This is a genomic window from Rhodococcus sp. ACPA1 (assembly GCF_002300195.1).
Lineage (GTDB): Bacteria > Actinomycetota > Actinomycetes > Mycobacteriales > Mycobacteriaceae > Rhodococcus_F > Rhodococcus_F opacus.
The window spans coordinates 1,424,639-1,442,466 of the sequence record NZ_NSDX01000003.1 but is presented as its reverse complement, the minus strand read 5'-3'; the positions used below and the strand labels follow the sequence as shown (position 1 = coordinate 1,442,466).

Genomic DNA, 17,828 nt, shown 5'->3' with positions numbered 1-17,828 from the left:
GGGCGGATTCGTCACCTCGGCGGGAGAGGGCGCGCGGCGTCTCCGATTCGGGCACACTGACCCACATGAGCATCGACCGCGAGCTCCCCGCACCGGAACATCGTCGTCCGCCCGGAGTGAGTGACGACACCGTCGCCGCGCTCGGGAAGTTGTCGGAGGCCCTCGAAACGGTCGAGCGTGCCCGCGGGCACCTCTACTCGTTCCATCAACTGATCGGACACGCCGATCTTCAGCTCGGTGAAGCCGTCGACGCGCTGCGGGACGCGGGACACGCGGCCGTCGCGGACCGGTTGCAGTCCGAGCTCGTGGGCCGCAACGTCGTCGAGGGCCGGTGGACGTTCCAGCTCGTCGAGGAGTTCGACGACCACTACTGGTCGCCGCTGCGCGAGCACGAACGTGGCGCACGTCACGAACTCGCCGACGGACGACGGCACCTGTTCGAGGCGGAGATGAAGGAAGATCGACGCACACACGGCCGGACGGGACACGAAGCCCGGCCCGGCGAAGGAGGGTGACGGGTGGAGATCCTCAGCAGCAGGACGATTCTGCGGCCGCGCGACTACACGACGACGCTGGGCTTCTACCGCGACATCCTCGGGCTCGCCACCGCCCGCGAATACCCCGGGGGCACGGTGTTCTTCGCCGGTCAGGGCCTGATCGAAGTTGCCGCGCACGGTGGAACCGGTGAGTCGTCCTCCTTCGACGGCGCCCTGTGGCTGCAGGTCCGCGACCTCACCGCGGTCCAGACCGAGCTGGTTCTCGCCGGGGTGAAGATCGACCGCGAGGCCCGGCAGGAACCGTGGGGGCTGTTCGAGATGTGGATCGCGGACCCCGACGGAATCCCGATCGTTCTGGTGCAGATTCCGGAGGATCACCCCATCCGCCGCGACTCCCGCCCGAAGGGTGAGAGCTGACGTAGGTCATACGCAGGAGTGATCCTGTACACCGGACGTCAGCTGTACATTTTCGGTTGAAATCCGCACAATCTGGGTGTGACCGCAGAGCTCGTAGTTCTCCTGGTGGTGGTCGTCACCGCCCTCGCTTTCGATTTCACGAACGGCTTTCACGACACCGGCAATGCAATGGCCACCTCGATCGCGACGGGAGCTCTGCGACCCAAGGCCGCTGTCGCGCTCTCCGCATCGTTGAATCTGGTCGGTGCGTTCCTGTCCGTGGAGGTTGCGGCGACAGTCGCCAAGGGCGTGGTGAACCTGGGAGAAGTGGGCGGCGAGGATCTGCTGCTCATCGTGTTCGCGGGCCTGGTCGGCGGCATCATCTGGAATCTGGCGACGTGGCTGCTCGGGCTGCCGTCGAGCTCGTCCCACGCGCTGTTCGGCGGACTGATCGGTGCAGCCATCGCGTCCATCGGCATGAGCGGTGTCGAGTGGGGCGGCGTGCTCAGCAAGGTCGTCGTGCCCGCCGTCCTCGCCCCCGTGGTCGCAGCACTGGTCGCCACTGCGGGCACCAAACTGGTCTACCGGATCACCTCCGGCGTGCCGGAGGACACCAAGGAGCACGGATTCCGCCTCGGCCAGATCGGTTCCGCGTCACTGGTGTCGCTGGCCCACGGAACCAACGACGCCCAGAAGACGATGGGCGTGATCTTTCTCGCACTGGTCGCGCACGGATCCCTGTCCGCCGACGACGAGATGCCGTTCTGGGTGAAGCTCAGCTGTGCGATCGCCATCGCGCTCGGCACCTACCTCGGCGGCTGGCGCATCATCCGCACCCTCGGCAAGGGACTCGTCGAGATCGCCGCTCCCCAGGGCATGGCCGCGGAGTCTTCGTCCGCCGCCATCATCCTGACGTCCAGCCACCTCGGACTGCCGCTGTCCACCACGCACGTCGCGACCGGCTCCATCCTCGGCACCGGCCTCGGCCGCAAGGGCGCCGAGGTCCGCTGGGGCATCGCCGGACGCATGGCCGTCGCGTGGCTGGTCACCCTGCCGTCCGCGGCGATCGTGGGAGCCGTGTGCTGGGTCATCGCCCACATGATCGGCGGTCTGCCCGGTGTTCTCGTCGTGTTCGCCGCCCTGATCGTGCTCGCCGGATTCATGTACCTGCGCTCCCGCCTGCAACCGGTGACGTCCGGCAACGTCAATGCCGAATGGGAGTCGGACGAGACCCAGGTTCCCGCCGAACCCACCGAACCGGGCGTGGCCGAGACCGCGGACTCCGCCGGTCCCGCCACGAACCGCTGAGGGCTCGCCATGACACTGCTGACCACCACCATCCACTCGCTCTGGCAGGTCGTCCTCGTCGGACTGCTTTTCGGAGCCGGCCTCCCCGCGATTTTCGCGCTCGGACTCCGGTCTCTCGGCGGCGCGGACACCGGTGAGGGAGTCTCGCAGCCGACCGTCGCAGGCCGGATCGGCGCCTGGGCCTGCTTCGCCGTGGTGCTGATCGCGATCATCACTGGGATACTGCTATTGATGCAGGGCTTTTTGGCCAGCAGCTTCGGTATCCACATCTTCTGAGCGGCGACCACGAGTCCCGTTCCATCGACGAAAGAAGCCGAACGCGTGCCCAAGAATTCACTTCGCTCCGTGCTCGACTGGCTACGCGCCGGGTACCCCGAGGGAATCCCGGCGAAGGACCATTTCGCGTTGCTGGCCGTGCTGCGTCGCCGTCTCACCGACGAGGAAATCGAACAGGTCGTCGCGCTGTCCATCGAGACGGCCCACGAGACACCCGAACGCCACGTCGACTACGACAACATCCGCCGTCTCATCAGCGAGATCACCCACGAGGAACCGTCCGAGGAGGACGTCGCCCGGGTGACGGAGAACCTCGAGGCCGGAGGGTGGCCGGTCGGACCCGACGCCGAATGCGGCGACGGTTCCGGCGACACGGAAGAAACCCGCGACGCCGGCTAGCCATGAGCCTTCCACCATTTCTCTCCTCCATCATCGGCTGGCTGCGAGCCGGCTACCCGAACGGCGTGCCCGAGCAGGACTACATACCGTTGTTCGCGCTGCTCACCCGCCGTCTGTCGGAAGACGAGGTGGACGCCGTCGCCGACGCCCTCGTCGAGGAGGGCGACCTGCCCATCGAGAAGACCGACATCCAGGTGCTCATCACCAAGGTCACCGACGAGTTGCCGCTGGAGTCGGACGTCGACCGGGTGCGCAGCAATCTCGCCGCAGGCGGCTGGCCGCTGGCCGGGCCTGCCCAGTGAGCGAACTGCAGGTCCTGCCCGTCCCGTCGGGCGTCGGGGTTCTCGGCATCCTGCCGCAGCTGTCGGCGATCCTCGACGGAACCGCCCCGGCCGCGCTCCCCGTCCCCGCCCCGGACGAGCGGGAAACCCGCCGACTGACGGACGCACTGCGCCCCGGGGAGCCGATCGACGACGGTGTCGCCCTCGTGGTCGCGACGTCCGGCACGACGGGAGTACCGAAGGGTGCCATGCTCACCGCCGCCGCGCTCCGCGCCAGCGGTGACGCGACGCATGCCCGGCTCGGCGGCCCGGGCTCCTGGCTGCTGACCCTGCCCGCCCACCACATCGCGGGCATGCAGGTGTTGCTGCGCAGTGTCCTCGCCGGCACCGAGCCGGTGGTGATCGACGTGACCGACGGCTTCGACCCCGGTGCGCTGCCTGCCGCTGTCGCGTCGATGAGCGGCCCCCGCCGCTACACCTCGCTCGTTCCGACCCAGCTGGTCAAGGCCCTCGACCACCCCGAAGCCGTGGCGTCGCTGGCCGCACTCGACGCCGTCCTCCTCGGCGGAGCCGCGACCCCCGCCCCCGTCCTGCGTCGCGCCGTAGACGCCGGCATCACCGTCGTCCGTACGTATGGAATGAGCGAGACGTGCGGCGGGTGCGTGTACGACGGGGTGCCCCTCGACGGTGCCCGAGTACGGATCGACGGTGACGGCCGCGTCCTCCTCGGCGGGCCCATGCTCGCATCCGGTTACCGCGGACTCCCCGACCATCCGGCGTTCGCCGAACCCGGCTGGTTCCGCACCGACGACGCCGGCGCCGTCACCGACGGCGTCCTCGGCATCTCCGGCAGACTCGACGAAGCCATCTCCACCGGCGGTCTCACCGTCGTCCCGCAAGTGGTCGAGGCGGCTCTCGTCGCGCACCCCGCCGTCCGGGAATGCGCGGTGATCGGCCTCCCCGACGAGCGACTGGGGCGCCGCGTCACCGCCGTCGTCGTCGCCGAGCCCGGCACCGAACCGACACTCGCCGAACTCCGTTCCTTCGTCGAACGCACCCTCGACCCCACCGCCGCCCCACGCGAACTGCACCTCGTCGACACCCTCCCCCTCAGAGGTCCGGGGAAGATCGACCGGCGCGCGCTGGAATCGCGGTTCGGCTAGCGGGTCCTCCTGTCTGCGTAGACATTGGCCAGCTGCGCCCGCAATTTCCGCGCGTCTGGCCAATATCCACGCGGATGCTGTTGTCCACACGCCGACCTCTATCCACAGGCTCCGCGAAAGCCCAGGTGAGCGAACCGATCACCACTGCGGGGTGGGGCACGATGTCGCCATGAGCGACGACGTGATCTTCCGACGCAGAGCCTTGGCCGACGGCGTCACCGATTCCGAGATCCGGCATGCCCGCGATTCCGGACGTCTCGTGCGAATCGCGGCGGGGGCATACGCCTCCGACGAGCGCTTCGCCGCACTCGATGCGCCTGCGCTGCACCGGGCCCGCATTGCGGCAGCCCTGCAGTCGCGCCCACCCGGCTTCGTGGTGAGCCACACGTCTGCGGCACTTCTGCACGGTATGGATCTCGGCGACCTTTCGCTGGAACGGGTGCATCTGACGAGGAACCACGCCCCCGGCGGCGGCCGAACCGCGGGAGTCCACGTCCACGCCACACCGTTCGACGCAACCGACGTCGTCACCCTGGGCGGGCTGGCGGTCACCTCCCCCGCCCGGACTGTGGTCGACACCGCACGCATCTCGACGTTCGACCAGGCCGTCGTTGTCGGCGATTCGGCGCTGCACCGTCGACTCGTCACGCTCGACGAGATTCTGGACGAGGTCGGCCGGGCGGGACCTCGCAAAGGCATCGCGACGGCGCGGCGGGCAGCGGGCTTCCTGGACGGTCGCGGCGAGAGCCCGGGGGAATCGCTGAGCCGCATCCGGATCCGCCAGCACGACCTGCCGCCACCCGAACTCCAGCACGTGCTTCACGACGACACCGGCGCCTTCCTCGGCCGGGCCGATTTCTTCTGGACAGAATGCGGCGTGGTCGGGGAGTTCGACGGCATGGGGAAATACGGCGTCGACGGTGGCCAGGCGGCAGTCGCCGTCCACCGGGAGAAACTCCGGGAGGACGCGATCCGCGACGCCGGGTACGAGGTCGTCCGGTGAACGTGGCGGGACCTCTTCGACTTCGCCGCCGTCAAGGCGCGCTTCGACAGGGCGTGCGCACGCGCGGAGCACCGGCGCTGACCGACGTTCGCCGAGACATTCGCCGGATTCCGACGCAATTGCCCCTGATTCCGACCAATGTCCGTGAATCCACCCGACTACAGCGCCCGCAAGCCCGTGCAAGAGGCGTGCAAGCCTGCTGCAAGTGGCGGGCTGCATCGTCTACGGCATGAACCTCACTGCAACTCCCCCAGCCATCGAGGCCGACGGGCTCGTGAAGCTCTTCGGCCGTCAGCGCGCCGTCGACGGCGTGAGCCTGTCCGTTCCGACCGGGTCGGTGTACGGAGTGCTCGGCCCGAACGGCGCCGGTAAGACCACGACAGTGCGGATGCTTGCGACGCTGTTGCGTCCGGACGGCGGCGAGGCCCGCATCTTCGGCCACGACGTGGTGCGCGAACCGAACGCGGTGCGCTCGCTGGTCGGTGTCACGGGCCAGTACGCGTCCGTCGACGAGGACCTGTCGGCGGTCGAGAATTTGGTGATCTTCGCCCGGTTGCTCGGCCTGAGCCGGGGTGATGCCCGCCGCAAGTGCACGGAACTGCTCGAGGAGTTCGACCTCACCGAGGCGGCGACGAAGCCGCTCAAGAACTTCTCGGGCGGCATGCGTCGACGTCTGGATTTGGCGGCCAGCCTGATCGCCCATCCCCCGCTGCTGTTCCTCGACGAGCCGACGACGGGTCTGGACCCTCGGACGCGCGCCCAGATGTGGGACACCATCCGCAGGCTGGTCGCGGACGGGTCGACGGTGCTGCTCACCACGCAGTACCTCGACGAGGCGGATCAGCTGGCCGATCGGATCGCCGTCATCGACCGCGGAAAGGTGATCGCGGACGGCACGGCCGACGAGTTGAAGGCGTCCGTGGGCGTCTCCTCGCTGCAGTTGACGCTGGTCGATCGCGGACAGACCGACGACGCGCGTTCGGTGATCGCCCACACCCTCGGTGTGGAGGTCGCGATCACCCCGGAGATCGGCCGCCTCACCGCGCCGATGACCGATCCGTCGCTCACCGTGGAACTCCTGATCCGACTGCGCGACCACGGGATCGCCGTCGACGAGATCACCGTCCAGAAGCCGAGTCTCGACGAGGTCTTCCTCACCATCACCGGCCACGGCGCAGACGCCACCGAGGCCGACACCGAACGGAGCGTCGCATGACCACCACCCTCGAATCCCGCGCTCACGCGGGCCCCCAACCGATTCCGGAGGCCCGGAACCGGATCAGCCTCGAGCAGTCCGTCGCGAACACGCTGACCATGGCGTACCGGGGACTGCTCAAGATCAAGCACAACCCGGAGCAACTGTTCGACGTCGTCGTCCAGCCGATCATCTTCACGTTGATGTTCACGTACATCTTCGGTGGCGCCATCTCCGGCGACGTGGCGTCGTATCTGCCGATCATCATCCCGGGCATCCTGGTCCAGACGGTGATCACCACGTCGATCGTGACGGGCACCCAGTTGCGGGAAGACATGGACAAGGGCGTCTTCGACCGCTTCAAGTCCCTGCCGATCGCCCGCATCGCGCCGCTGTCCGGTGCGCTCCTCGCCGACGTCGTGCGGTACGGCATCGCCACGACCATCACGTTCGCCGTCGGTATCGCGATGGGGTACCGGCCCGGCGGCGGTGTCGTCGGGGTGGTGTCGGCCGGCGCGCTCGTCATCGTCTGCGCCTTCTCGATCAGCTGGATCTTCGCCCTGATGGGCGTCCTGATGAGCAAAGCGTCGTCGGTGCAGGGCATTTCGATGCTCATCCTGTTCCCGCTGACGTTCATGTCCAACGCGTTCGTGCCCGCCGACACGATGCCGGGCTGGATGCAGGCGTTCGTGAACGTCAACCCCGTGTCGCACGTCGTCACCGCGGTGCGTGAACTCGTCAACGACGGCCACTTCGGTGTCCACGTCGTGTGGTCGCTGCTCGGCGCCGCCGTGATCGTCGCGATCATGGCACCGCTGACGGTCCGGACGTACATGCGTAAGGCCTGACACCCGAAGAACGAAGCGAGCCGGTGGGCGCGGGGTCCACCGGCTCGCTTCGCCTATTTCTCCAGTTCGGGGGCGTCCGCCTGCAACTCCCCCACCTCGGTCTTGAGGATCCGCATCGAGCGTCCCAGGCCGCGGGCGGCGTCCGGAAGTTTCTTCGACCCGAACAGCACCACGAGCACCACCGCGATGATCGCCCAGTGGCTCGGGCTCAGCGCACCCACTACTGGGGCTTCTCACCGTCGGGGTACACGGCGTCCACCTCGACCTCGACGAGCCAGCCGGCGGCGGGCAGGCTCGCGACCTCGAGCGCGAACCGGCTGGGACGCGCGGAGTTCCGTTCCATCGGGGCGGCCGGTTCCGCGGTGCCGAGCGGAACCAGTTCGGTGTCGCCGGTGTCGAGGTTGGTGTTCGCGAAGAACTGCCGGTAGGCGCGGTTCCAGCCGGCGTAGTCGGCGCGGTCGGTGCCGGGGGCGTTGTCGAGGAACACCCGCATGGTCACGACGTCCTCGAGCGTCAGTCCCTGTGCCTCGAGATTGTCGCGAATCCGCTTCAGCGCGTTGATGCCCTGCGCTTCGGTGATCGTGACTCCGGCCGGGAGTGCGCCGCCCGCGAACACGTCGGTGTCGATGTACGACTCCGGGGTGCTCTCGGGTGCGGCCTTGTTGGACGCGCCCGGACCGATGCCGCTCGACTTGTAGACGGCGGTGCCGCCACCGATGGCCACACCCTGCGCGATCATCGGATTCGCCTCGCCGGCTTCGAGAACGGACTTCGAGACGAACGTGCTGCCGGGCGCTTCCGCTGCTGCCTCCTCGGAGGAGCACGACGTCGCCCCGGCGATCAGAGCGGATGCGGCGAGCGCGGCGGTCACGGCCTTGGTACGAAAAGACTTCACTGTTCGGGCTCCTTGTTCTTCGGGTGTGTCAGGCTTCCTGGGCCACGCGCTCGTGGATGTGGGTGACGACGTCGCGGGCGGACGTCAGGGCGCCGTGCTGCCAGGCGATGGCGTTGGACAGGTGGTCGCCGGCGAAGTAGATCTTGTCGACGGGTTCGAGCAGCTTCTCGTATTCGGGAGTGGCCGCCCCGCCGTGCGAGCCGCCGCTGCCCGCCCAGTTCGCCCAGGCACTCTCGGAGTACTTGGTGCGCCGCCAGCTGCCCGAGAACGACGACGAGATGTCGCGGGTGTACTTCTCGCCGTGGATCTCCGAGCCCTCCGCGATCGCCTTGGCGAGCCGCTGGCGGTGGGTGAGGGACTCGAACGCCTCCTGACGCTTGCCACTGCTGTAGTAGGCGACGACCACGCCGCGATCGGAGTTGTAGTGGTCGTACGGGAACATGATCTGCGAGATGTCCTTGTCGGTGTTGGATGCGCCGCCGTAGATGCGGTCCTCCGTCTCCCACCACCGGCGCGAGTACTCGATGCCGAGCTTTCCGGACGACGACGGCTTGGCCGCCTTCAGCGCGGTGAGCACATCGCCGGGCAGATTGTTCTGCAGTCGTCCGACGAGGTGCGGCGGGATCGTGCAGATCGCGTAGTCGGCGGTGATCGACTTCTTCGAGCCGCCGGCGGTGTATTCGACGGTGACGCCTTCGGACACGTTCTTCATCGACGTCACCTCGGCGCCGAAGACGATGTTGTCGGTGCCGATCCTGTCCTGGAACGCGTAGTAGATCCGGTCCATGCCGCCGACCGGGGTGAACATCATCATCGCCTGGTCGTAGCCGAAGTCGAAGCTGAAGTTGCGGCCGATGCCGCTGCGGATCACTTCCTGCATCGCGAACGGCTTCTTCTCGGTGCCGAAGTTCAGGCCGGCTCCGGGCTCGGAATCGTAACCGCGACGCGAGGATCCGAGGTAGCGGCCGTCGTCGGACAGGTCACCGAAGTCGCTGAGGAACTCCGACAGCGCGTCCTTGTCCTCCCGGCTCAGCACCTGGTCCAGGGCGCCCTGATCGGTGGCCTTCTTCAGCAGCTCCGACATGTAGCCGAACGTGTCGGCCTTCGCGGCCCGGTAGGTGACGGACTGGCCCGACAGCGACGTGCCGCTCTGGTAGTTCACGAACGTGTTGGCGTTCTGGTTTCCGAAGCCCTGGATCTCGACGCCGAGTTCGCGGCAGTAGTCGAGCGTGATGTGGCTCTGCGGGATGCGGGTGGCGCCGACGTTGTAGAAGTGACCCTCCGAGAACGTGCACTTCTGCGTCTCGCCGCTCAGGTCGGTCTCCTCGGTGCCGCCCCGTGCGGTCCAGACGCGGCCACCGGGCCGGGTGCGGGCCTCGAGGACCGTCACCTTGTACCCGGCCTTCTGCAGTTCGAATGCCGAACACAGACCGGCGGGGCCGCCGCCGAGCACGACCACGGAGTGGCTGCCCTTCACCTTGCCGATCAGGTCGCCGGCCGCGAGCGGCTGGAAGGTGCGGGCGGGCGCAGCGGTCGACGGTGCGAGCCCGAGCGTCGACATCGCGCCGTACGCGAGGCCTGCGCCTCCGGTGGCCCCGAGGCCCTTCATGAAAGATCTACGTGTGAATGCCAATTCGCGCTCCCATTCTTGCGCCCGGCGACCCGGGTAACTTGTCCGGATTCATCCTGGGAGGGACACGAGTCGGGAAGTTGTCGGCGGCGAAACAGTCTGAGGCCGGCGAGCGAGAACGGGCGCGGGCCGTTCTCACTCCCGAGTCGGAGTTCGACCCGAAACCGAAACTTTTCGGCAACACGACCCGGCTAGTTTCACGCGCATGTCAGCCCTTTCCGACGCCATCGCGCGTTCGTTCGCCACCGGCGAGCCCGAACGTCAGGCCCTGTCGCCGCTGCGTGCGCTGGGCAGGCGGCAGTTGTCGGGCTTCGAGGTTCTCGCCCAGTCGGTGGCCACGACGGCTCCTGCGGTGTCGATGGTGGTCCTGCCCGTCACCATGTTCACCCACCAGATGCTGCTGAGCGGTCTGATCACGATCGTCGTCGCGACGGTGGTGGTCTCCCTGATCGCGGTGTGCGTCTCGCAGTTCACGCGACGCATGGCGGCCGCGGGCGGCCTCTACAGTTTCGTGTTCCAGGGCCTCGGCACGCGAGCCGCGCTGACGGCGGGTGTCGCGATGCTGACCAAGTACGTAGGCAGTGCGGTGATGACGCTGTACCACGGTGGCCAGGCTGTGATCGCGACGCTCGGCTTCTTCGGGCTGGAATTGCGCGAACCCGCCGAACGCCTCCTCGTGTACGCCGGGATCGCGATCGTGATCCTCGCCTGTCTGGTCCGCGGGGTGCGGTTCGCGGCCCTCGCCATCCTCGCCGTCGAATCGTGCTCGTTGCTGTTCATCGTCGGCCTGATGATCGTGACCGGCGCGGGCGGCCAGCACGCCGCGGTGCCGCCGTCCGAATCCGCATACGGGCCGCTGCTCATGACGCTGGCCGCGGTGTTCGCCCTGGCCGGCTTCGAGAGCGCCACGTTCTTCGGGCCGGAGGCCAAGCGCCCGCTCGCCACCGTCACCCGCACCGTGATGCTCACGCCGATGATCTGCGGCGCCCTGTTCATCTTCTCGGCGTGGGCCGCCTGGTCCGGTCGCACGGACACCCTGGTCAACGCGTATCTGCACGGCACCGCCACCGGGGTCGACCCGGCCGTGGTGATCGCCCTGAACCTCGGGTTGGGCACGTCGTGGCTGGCGTCGGCGATGGCGTCGTCGAATGCCGCGTCGCGCCTGCTGTATTCGATGGGGATCGAACGAGTCGTGCCGCGTCTGTTCGCCCGGGTGCACCGCGGCTACCGCACCCCGTACGCGGCCCTCACCGTCATCGTGTGCGCCGTGTGCCTCGGTGCCGCGGCATTCGGCATCGTCGGCAAGTCGACCGGATTCGGTCACGTGCAGTTGATTGCCAGGACTGCGGTGGTCGCGGCGTACGTGCTGGTGGCCGTGGCGTCGGTACGGTTCCTCAGCCGGATCGGGGAGCACACTCCCCTCGTCCTGGTGGCGGGAGTCGCGGGCAGCGCCGCCGGTGGACTCGTCCTGGCCTACATGCTGTTCGTGAACGTTGCGCACGGCTTCGCGATGGTCCCCACCGTGGTGCTGACCCTGTTGCTGTCGGGTTCGGCGTGGCAGCTGTACCTGCGATGGCGCCACCCGGCGAGCCTGCGGTCGATGGGTGTGTTCGACACCGCGGAAACAGACGATGTGCTGCCGGGAGCCGGGGTGTTCGCCACGGACGCCGCCGGGAACCTCGCGTTGACGGCGGCTGGACGTACCCCCGGGTCCCGGTGATGGGCGCCCGAGCGGGGGAGATCGCGGGCCACGAACCACGCGCCGTGCAGAAGGCACTCGCTTTGCTCGAGGCCGTGGCTCAGCTCGGGTCCGGGGCGACCGCGCGAGACATCGCCGCACACGCGGGGATCCCCCAGGCCACGGCATACCGGCTGCTCAATCTCCTGACCGCCGACGGCTATCTGGTGCGGATCGCCGATCTGTCCGGGTTCGCGCTGGGCCGGCGGACCAGGCAGCTGGCGGGGGCGGATGCGGCGCCGGACCCGGTCGACCACCACGCCGTGCTCGAAGAACTGCGCGAACAGGTGCGTTTCGGGATCCATCTGGCGTCGTTCGCGGGCGGCCGGGTGCGACTCGTCGACCGGGACCCCGACCACGAACTCAGCGGCGAGAACACGATCGCCGCGCACCTGCACGCGTCCGCCATCGGCAAGATCCTCCTCGCGTCCCATCCGGACCTGGTGCCGCCGAGCCTGCGCCGCGTCACGTCGCGGACCGTCACGGACATCGCCGCGCTGCAGGGCGAACTCGACGCCGTCCGTCACACGGGTTCGGCCCGAGAGGTCGACGAGGTGCGGGTGGGCCGCAGCGCCGTCGCGGTCCCGGTGCACGATGCGCAGAACGCGGTGGTCGGTTGCCTTGCGGCGATCGGCAAGACCGGACGCCTGGCCGTCGACGATCCGGAACTCACCGACCTCCTGCGGTCGTGCGCGGCCCGGGTGAGCGGCCGGGTCCCCGCCTGAGGCCGGCACTCACCTCGAACTGGCGAGCATGTCCAGGATTTCGGCGCGCACCGCGCGACGCGACCAGTTGCCGAACCGCTTCTGCGCCGACTCCCAGCGGTCCTCGCCCACGTGCTCGAGCGCGAATGCCAGGTGCCGAGGGTGTCGCAGCGACGCGATGTCCTGCCGGGCCCGGGCCCGGACCGACAACGCCAGCAGGGCGAGGCCACGATCGGGATCACCGTGCGCGAGCTCGAAGCATCCCACCCCGGCCGCGACGGCCCCGGTGACCGGCAGATCCTGGTAGGCGCCCTGTCCCAGCCTCGACAGCGCTGCCTCCGCGAGCTTCGGCACGAACTCCACCATCATCTCGGACCGGCCGTGCAGCACGTGGGCGCACACCACCGACGCCGCCAGCATCATTCCGAACGGATCGGCGTACGGCTCGGACAGCATCCGGGGATACACCATGTCCAGCGCCTCACGGTAGCGGGCGAGCCCGCGTTCGACGTCGCCGTCCGCGAGATCGATTTCCGCGAGACTGCCGGTGGCGGCGGCCCTCCATTCGTCCGGCTGGTGGTCGTCGGTCCCGGTGCCCGCACCGCGATGCTCGAGTACCGTCTCGGCCAGCACTTTCCGGCCGGCCTCCACATCACCGTCGGCGATCAGCGCCGAGGCCTGGAAGCCCCACAACTGATCTGCCTCCTCCTGCGCACCCAGCTTCCGCATGCCCTCGACGGCGTCCTGATAGTGCCACACCGCGTCCCGGTAGTGCCCGGACTGACTGTGCAGCGAACCGAGGAACTGCGACGCCATTGCCGTGCCCCACACGTCACCGATGGCTCCGCACAGTTCGGACACCGTCGCGGCGTCCCTCATCGCGCCGCGGAAGTCGCCGAGGTTCTCCCGCATGCTGGCCCGAGCGGACAGCGCGGCCGCGCGGGTCTCCGGATCCTTCGACCGCACCCCGTCCGCGACGACCCTGGCCAGGCGCCGTCCCGAACCCAGCGACAGGATGAGCCGCACCGCGAACGAGGTGACCGACGGAAGGTCGGGGCGGTCCCGGAGCAGGTGACGCAGCCGGATCCGGGCGCGGGCGAGCGTGCGCGTCTGGCCACCGAACACCAGGTGCATCGCCGCGAGCAGGAACGTGTACGCCACCAGCTCCGAACCGACGTCCGTCAGGTCCGCGTCCGCCGTCGACCCGAGAATCCGCGGGGTCCAGTTCATCACCTCCGAGTGCGCGCCCCGAATGGCCCACAGGCCGCCCAGCACCGGGAACACGGTCGCCACCGTCTCCGCGTCGTCGCGCTCGACCGCCCACCGGAGGACCGCGAGCAGGTTGTCGTGGTCGGCGTCGATGTCGTCCGCGAGCGCGACCTGGTCGGATCGGCACCGGCGGAGCGCCTCCGACGCGAACCGGCCGGCCCAGACCCCTTGGCGAGCAAACACTTCCGATTCCTCGCCGGCCGCCGCGAGCTGCTCCTCGCCGTACTCGCGCACCGTCTCGAGCATGTAGTAGCGCAACGTGTCCGACGTCTCCGACACGGACAGCAGGGATTGATTCACGAGGCCCTCGACGGCCTCCACGACATCGTCGACGCCGTCCCACTCCGCGATCGTCCGGGCCGCGTCGAGGGTGAACCCCGCCGGGAACCGGCAGAGTCTGCGCAGCGCGATCTGCTGTTGCTCGCCCAGAAGCTGCCAACTCCAATCGATGACGGCGTGCAGGGTGCGGTGCCGCTCGGGCGACGTCGGGTCGTGTGACCGCAGCAGCGCGAACCGATGCTCGAGCCGTCGGCCGATGTCCTCGACGCTCATGCTGCGTACCCGCGCGGCGGCCAGTTCGATCGCGAGCGGGAGACCGTCGAGTGTGCGGCAGACGCTGCGCACCGTCTCCGGGTCGAGACGCGCCGTGGGCCGCACCGCGCGGGCCCGCGCCGTGAACAATTGCACGGCGGGCGCGTCGTCTTCGTCGATCGCGAGCGGCGGCAGCGGGTAGACGGCCTCGGACGCGAGCATGAGGGGTGATCGGCTGGTCGCGAGGACGGTCAGCTGGTCGCCTGCCGCCACCAGGTCGGCCACGACCTCGGAGCACGCCCCGATGACGTGCTCACAGTTGTCGAGGATCAGGAGCATCGGCCCTGCCGACAACGCTTCCCGGAGCCGTTCCCGCGCCGAATGGACGCGGCTGACGGTGAGCCGGCCCGGCGCGATGTCGACCTCGCTGAGCCCGAGCGTGCTGCTGATCGCCGCGACGACGTCCTCGCTGCTGCGCAGCGACGCGAGTTCCACCAGAGCCACGGACGTCCCGGTGGCGGCCCGCGCACCCAGTTCGTGCGCGAGTCGAGTCTTGCCGGCACCGCCGGGCCCGAGGATGGTCACCACCCGCGAGGACGTGAGCAACCGCTCGATCTCCGCGATGTCCGAATCGCGTCCCAGGAGGGCGTTGGGTGCCGCGCGGAGCCCGATCGCCGTCCGATCCGGCGACGCGAGGAGCGGAGCCGCCACGTCACCGGGACGTCCGCCCCGCAGGATCTCGGTGTGCAGAGCGACGAGCGCCGGCGACGGATCGGCCCCCAGCCGGGACACCATCCGCTTGCGGAAGGTCGCGAACACGTCCAGCGCCTCGTTGTCCCGCCCGAGCCCGGCGAGCGCCCGCATCAGGTGCGCGTGCCCCTGCTCGTCCAGAGGTTCGGCGGCGACGTGGGCCAGCGCCTTCGGGAGGGCGGCGTCCCAGTCTTCGACCGCCACCAGCGCCGCCAGTTCCGCGGCCTCGAGCTGCCCCCGGATCACTGCGGCATCGGCGGCGAGCTCTGTTGCGGCGGCACCGCCGGGAAGGTCCGCGCCCGGGTCGCCCCGCCACAACGCGAGGGCATCGCGGATCTCGTCCGGCCCGACGCCGCGACCGTTCCCCCGGCCCCTCAGCCGGCGTGCCACGTCCTCCGCGCGCGTCAGATCGACGGCATCCCTGGGCACCGCCAACCGGTAACCGGCCGGGCCGATCTCCAGCGCTCCGTCCGGCAACGCCGCGCGCAGACGGGAAACCTGCGTGTGCAACGCATTCATCGGGGACCGCGGCGGATCCTCGCCCCACACTTCGTCGATGAGGGCCTGCGCCGACCGGCTCCGGCCGGGATCGCGGGCGAGAGCGACCAGCAGGCTGCGCGCGCGGGTGCCGGGCAGCGGCGCGAGCACGCCCGATCGCCACGTCGATATCTCACCCAACAAGGCGACCTGGATCGGTGTGCTTGCCGGTGCCGCTCTCTCGTCCACGCTCATGTGCTGGTCCACCGCGTTCGATGGTATTGCACGGCGTGGGTGCGGGCGTCTTCTCGCACGGTGCAAAGATCGGTGCATGGCAACGGCTGCTCAATGGATCGAAGGCGCTCGTCCGCGCACCCTCCCGAACGCGATCGCCCCGGTGCTCGTGGGCACCGGCGCCGCGGCGTCGCTCGGCGGCGCGGTGTGGTGGAAGGCAGTACTGGCACTGGTGGTCTCTCTCGCGTTGATCGTGGGCGTCAATTTCGCCAACGACTACTCGGACGGGATCCGCGGCACCGACGACGAGCGGGTGGGGCCGCTGCGGCTCGTCGGGTCCAAGCTGGTGAAACCGTCGGCGGTGAAGGCTGCGGCCATCGCCTGCTTCGCTGTCGCCGCGGTGGCCGGTCTGGTCCTCGCCGTCACCACCGCGTGGTGGCTCGTGCTGATCGGCGCCCTGTGCATCGTGGGCGCCTGGTTCTACACCGGCGGCAAGAAGCCGTACGGGTACAGCGGCTTCGGCGAGGTCGCCGTCTTCGTGTTCTTCGGTCTCGTCGCCGTGCTGGGCACCCAGTACGTGCAGGCCGAGACGGTGGACTGGGCCGGTCTCGTGTCCGCGATCGCCGTCGGTTCGTTCTCGAGCGCGGTTCTCGTCGCCAACAATCTGCGGGACATTCCCACCGACACCGAGTCCGGCAAGCGCACGCTCGCCGTCCGGCTCGGCGACTCGCGCACCCGCATCCTGCATCTCGTCACGCTGACGGTCCCGTTCGTCGTGACCCTCGTCCTGGTGCTGCGCACCCCCTGGTCGCTCGTCGGACTGCTCGCGCTGCCTCTCGCGGTCCGGGCGAACGCGCCGGTCCGCTCCGGTGGCCTTGGCCTCGCACTGATTCCGGCGCTTCGGGATTCGGGGCTGGCGATGCTGATCTGGGGCGCCGCCACCGCCGTGGCCCTCTCGGTCGCCTGAGCGGCCGCCGGGTCAGTCGCCGTCCGGGAGGACGATGCCGAGGATGAAGTTGACGATCGAGATGATCAGGCCTCCCCACACGGCGGTCCAGAAACCGTCGACCGTCAGGCCGTAATCGGTCTGGGAGCTCAACCATGCGGTGAGCAGCAGCATCAGGGCATTGATCACCAGGGTGAACAGGCCGAGCGTCAGGATCAGCAACGGCAGCGACAGCAGCTTCACCAGTGGTTTGACGAAGATGTTGACGACGGTGAACACCGCCGCGATGCCGAGCAGCACCACGATGTCCCATCCGGTTCCGTTGCCCGAACTGGAGATGTCGATGCCCGACACCCAGGCTGCCGCCAGCCAGATCGCGAACGCGTTGATGACGAGGCGTACCAAGAAGGTCATGGGTGCATGCTGGCACATCGTTCGGACAAACGGGAACCGGATAACCCGGGACCGGGATGGTCAGGCGGCGCGGTCGTCGAGTGCCGCGTGCACGCGACGGCGGAGTTCGCCGACACCGACCTGGACCTCGAGAATCTCCCGTGTCGTGCCGTCGGCCACTCGCAGCACTCCGAGGAAGATGTGCTCGGCGCCGATGTGATCGTCCTTGCGCGCCAGCGCCTCACGCAGTGACAGTTCGATCGCCTTCTTCGCGTCGCGGGTGAACCCGATGTGCCCCGACTTCCGGCCGAACCACCCGCGCTTCTCCGATGGCTCTTCGGGATCGAGGACGCCCTTGCCGAAGTTCTGCTCGAGGCTCTGCCGCACGGCGTCGAGGTCGATCCCGATCGATTCGAGCGCTTCCGCGTCGGCGTCGCTCAAGGCCGTGCCGCGGGTCGCGACGGTCGATCGCGACTCCTCCTCCTCGATTCCGGCGTCGGCGAGGATGCCGTGGACGGGTTCGGTTTTCACGGACAGCAGCGCGAGTACGAGGTGTTCGGGCCCGATCTGGGGCGACTTCAGTGCGCGCGCTTCTTGTTGCGCGCCGATCACCACGGCCCGGGCGTCCGTCGAGAATCGTTCGAACATGCGCCGTTACCTCCCTCTCCGATTGTGCTTCTGATGGACGGCCTGCCTGCTCACCTCGAGGGAATCGGCGATCGCCTGCCAGGACCAGCCCTGGGCGCGGGCGTTGGCGACCTGGATGGCCTCGAGCCGTTCGAGGAGACGCCGCAGCGCACGCACGGCCCGCAACCCCTCGGCGGGGTCGGGGCTGCCCGCCGCTGCGGCGAGCGTGGTTGCTTCGGTCATGCATGTCAATTTAGGTTGACACCGA

19 protein-coding genes and 1 pseudogene are annotated in these 17,828 nt (G+C 68.9%); 13 read left to right on the top strand and 7 right to left on the bottom strand.

Going from position 1 to position 17,828, the window contains the following annotated elements:
• The first annotated feature begins 65 nt into the window (after positions 1 to 65).
• The 10 genes and pseudogenes from CJ177_RS17225 (at position 66) to CJ177_RS17180 (ending at position 7,366) form a co-directional block, all read left to right on the top strand.
• The gene (locus CJ177_RS17225; protein WP_005252065.1) at positions 66 to 515 is read left to right on the top strand and encodes a hypothetical protein; all 450 of its coding nucleotides are present in this window, start codon (positions 66 to 68) and stop codon (positions 513 to 515) included.
• A 3-nt stretch (positions 516 to 518) separates the two neighbouring features.
• Positions 519 to 914 (top strand): VOC family protein, encoded by a 396-nt coding sequence (locus CJ177_RS17220; protein ID WP_005252063.1) that lies wholly within the window; start codon positions 519 to 521, stop codon positions 912 to 914.
• A 78-nt stretch (positions 915 to 992) separates the two neighbouring features.
• Positions 993 to 2,201: an inorganic phosphate transporter gene (locus CJ177_RS17215; protein ID WP_005252062.1), complete on the top strand. Its 1,209-nt coding sequence runs from the start codon at positions 993 to 995 to the stop codon at positions 2,199 to 2,201.
• A 9-nt stretch (positions 2,202 to 2,210) separates the two neighbouring features.
• Entirely contained in the window at positions 2,211 to 2,477 is a 267-nt protein-coding gene (locus tag CJ177_RS17210) for a hypothetical protein (RefSeq protein ID WP_005252061.1), read from the top strand.
• Positions 2,478 to 2,522: 45 nt separating this feature from the next.
• Positions 2,523 to 2,876: a DUF3349 domain-containing protein gene (locus CJ177_RS17205; protein WP_061044614.1), complete on the top strand. Its 354-nt coding sequence runs from the start codon at positions 2,523 to 2,525 to the stop codon at positions 2,874 to 2,876.
• A 2-nt stretch (positions 2,877 to 2,878) separates the two neighbouring features.
• Positions 2,879 to 3,178 (top strand): DUF3349 domain-containing protein, encoded by a 300-nt coding sequence (locus CJ177_RS17200; RefSeq protein ID WP_005252058.1) that lies wholly within the window; start codon positions 2,879 to 2,881, stop codon positions 3,176 to 3,178.
• Positions 3,175 to 4,320 (top strand): o-succinylbenzoate--CoA ligase, encoded by a 1,146-nt coding sequence (gene menE, locus CJ177_RS17195; protein WP_095868170.1) that lies wholly within the window; start codon positions 3,175 to 3,177, stop codon positions 4,318 to 4,320. The genes CJ177_RS17200 and menE overlap by 4 nt, the downstream gene beginning before the upstream one ends.
• 169 nt (positions 4,321 to 4,489) lie before the next feature.
• Positions 4,490 to 5,404 (top strand): annotated as a pseudogene (locus CJ177_RS17190) (hypothetical protein).
• A 148-nt stretch (positions 5,405 to 5,552) separates the two neighbouring features.
• On the top strand, positions 5,553 to 6,539 hold the full coding sequence (locus CJ177_RS17185) for a daunorubicin resistance protein DrrA family ABC transporter ATP-binding protein (protein ID WP_005252054.1): 987 nt from the start codon (positions 5,553 to 5,555) through the stop codon (positions 6,537 to 6,539).
• Positions 6,536 to 7,366, top strand: a complete 831-nt coding sequence (locus CJ177_RS17180; protein WP_005252052.1) for an ABC transporter permease — start codon at positions 6,536 to 6,538, stop codon at positions 7,364 to 7,366. The genes CJ177_RS17185 and CJ177_RS17180 overlap by 4 nt, the downstream gene beginning before the upstream one ends.
• Positions 7,367 to 7,419: 53 nt before the next feature.
• Here the strand turns inward: CJ177_RS17180 and tatA are convergent, their stop codons facing one another.
• The 3 genes from tatA to CJ177_RS17165 are packed head-to-tail and all read right to left on the bottom strand — an operon-like array spanning position 7,420 to position 9,870.
• Positions 7,420 to 7,587, bottom strand: a complete 168-nt coding sequence (gene tatA / locus CJ177_RS17175) for a Sec-independent protein translocase subunit TatA (RefSeq protein ID WP_005252050.1) — start codon at positions 7,585 to 7,587, stop codon at positions 7,420 to 7,422.
• Entirely contained in the window at positions 7,587 to 8,261 is a 675-nt protein-coding gene (locus tag CJ177_RS17170) for a Rid family hydrolase (protein WP_095868169.1), read from the bottom strand. Before CJ177_RS17170 ends, tatA begins: the two co-directional genes overlap by 1 nt.
• Positions 8,262 to 8,289: 28 nt before the next feature.
• A complete protein-coding gene (locus tag CJ177_RS17165) occupies positions 8,290 to 9,870 on the bottom strand; it encodes an FAD-dependent oxidoreductase (RefSeq protein ID WP_037182666.1) in 1,581 nt (526 codons plus the stop codon).
• Positions 9,871 to 10,096: 226 nt separating this feature from the next.
• On the opposite strand from CJ177_RS17165, the gene CJ177_RS17160 reads away from it, so the two are divergent.
• Both CJ177_RS17160 and CJ177_RS17155 read left to right on the top strand, forming a co-directional pair.
• Positions 10,097 to 11,611 carry an APC family permease gene (locus CJ177_RS17160; protein ID WP_095868168.1) on the top strand — a complete coding sequence of 505 codons (1,515 nt, stop codon included), beginning with the start codon at positions 10,097 to 10,099 and terminating at the stop codon, positions 11,609 to 11,611.
• Complete coding sequence (locus CJ177_RS17155) at positions 11,611 to 12,354, top strand: IclR family transcriptional regulator (protein ID WP_005252036.1); 744 nt, start codon at positions 11,611 to 11,613, stop codon at positions 12,352 to 12,354. The genes CJ177_RS17160 and CJ177_RS17155 overlap by 1 nt, the downstream gene beginning before the upstream one ends.
• Positions 12,355 to 12,363: 9 nt before the next feature.
• On the opposite strand, the gene CJ177_RS17150 is transcribed toward CJ177_RS17155, so the two are convergent.
• Positions 12,364 to 15,615, bottom strand: a complete 3,252-nt coding sequence (locus CJ177_RS17150; RefSeq protein ID WP_095868252.1) for a BTAD domain-containing putative transcriptional regulator — start codon at positions 15,613 to 15,615, stop codon at positions 12,364 to 12,366.
• Positions 15,616 to 15,691: 76 nt separating this feature from the next.
• Between CJ177_RS17150 and CJ177_RS17145 the strand changes: the two genes are divergently transcribed.
• The gene (locus CJ177_RS17145; protein ID WP_005252033.1) at positions 15,692 to 16,561 is read left to right on the top strand and encodes a 1,4-dihydroxy-2-naphthoate polyprenyltransferase; all 870 of its coding nucleotides are present in this window, start codon (positions 15,692 to 15,694) and stop codon (positions 16,559 to 16,561) included.
• Between the two features lie 12 nt (positions 16,562 to 16,573).
• On the opposite strand, the gene CJ177_RS17140 is transcribed toward CJ177_RS17145, so the two are convergent.
• Genes CJ177_RS17140 through CJ177_RS17130 form a run of 3 tightly spaced genes read right to left on the bottom strand, consistent with a single transcriptional unit; the run spans position 16,574 to position 17,803 of the window.
• Positions 16,574 to 16,954: a phage holin family protein gene (locus CJ177_RS17140; protein WP_009474702.1), complete on the bottom strand. Its 381-nt coding sequence runs from the start codon at positions 16,952 to 16,954 to the stop codon at positions 16,574 to 16,576.
• Positions 16,955 to 17,014: 60 nt separating this feature from the next.
• Complete coding sequence (locus CJ177_RS17135) at positions 17,015 to 17,581, bottom strand: Clp protease N-terminal domain-containing protein (protein WP_095868167.1); 567 nt, start codon at positions 17,579 to 17,581, stop codon at positions 17,015 to 17,017.
• A 6-nt stretch (positions 17,582 to 17,587) separates the two neighbouring features.
• Positions 17,588 to 17,803: a hypothetical protein gene (locus CJ177_RS17130; protein ID WP_005258323.1), complete on the bottom strand. Its 216-nt coding sequence runs from the start codon at positions 17,801 to 17,803 to the stop codon at positions 17,588 to 17,590.
• Between the last annotated feature and the right edge of the window lie 25 nt (positions 17,804 to 17,828).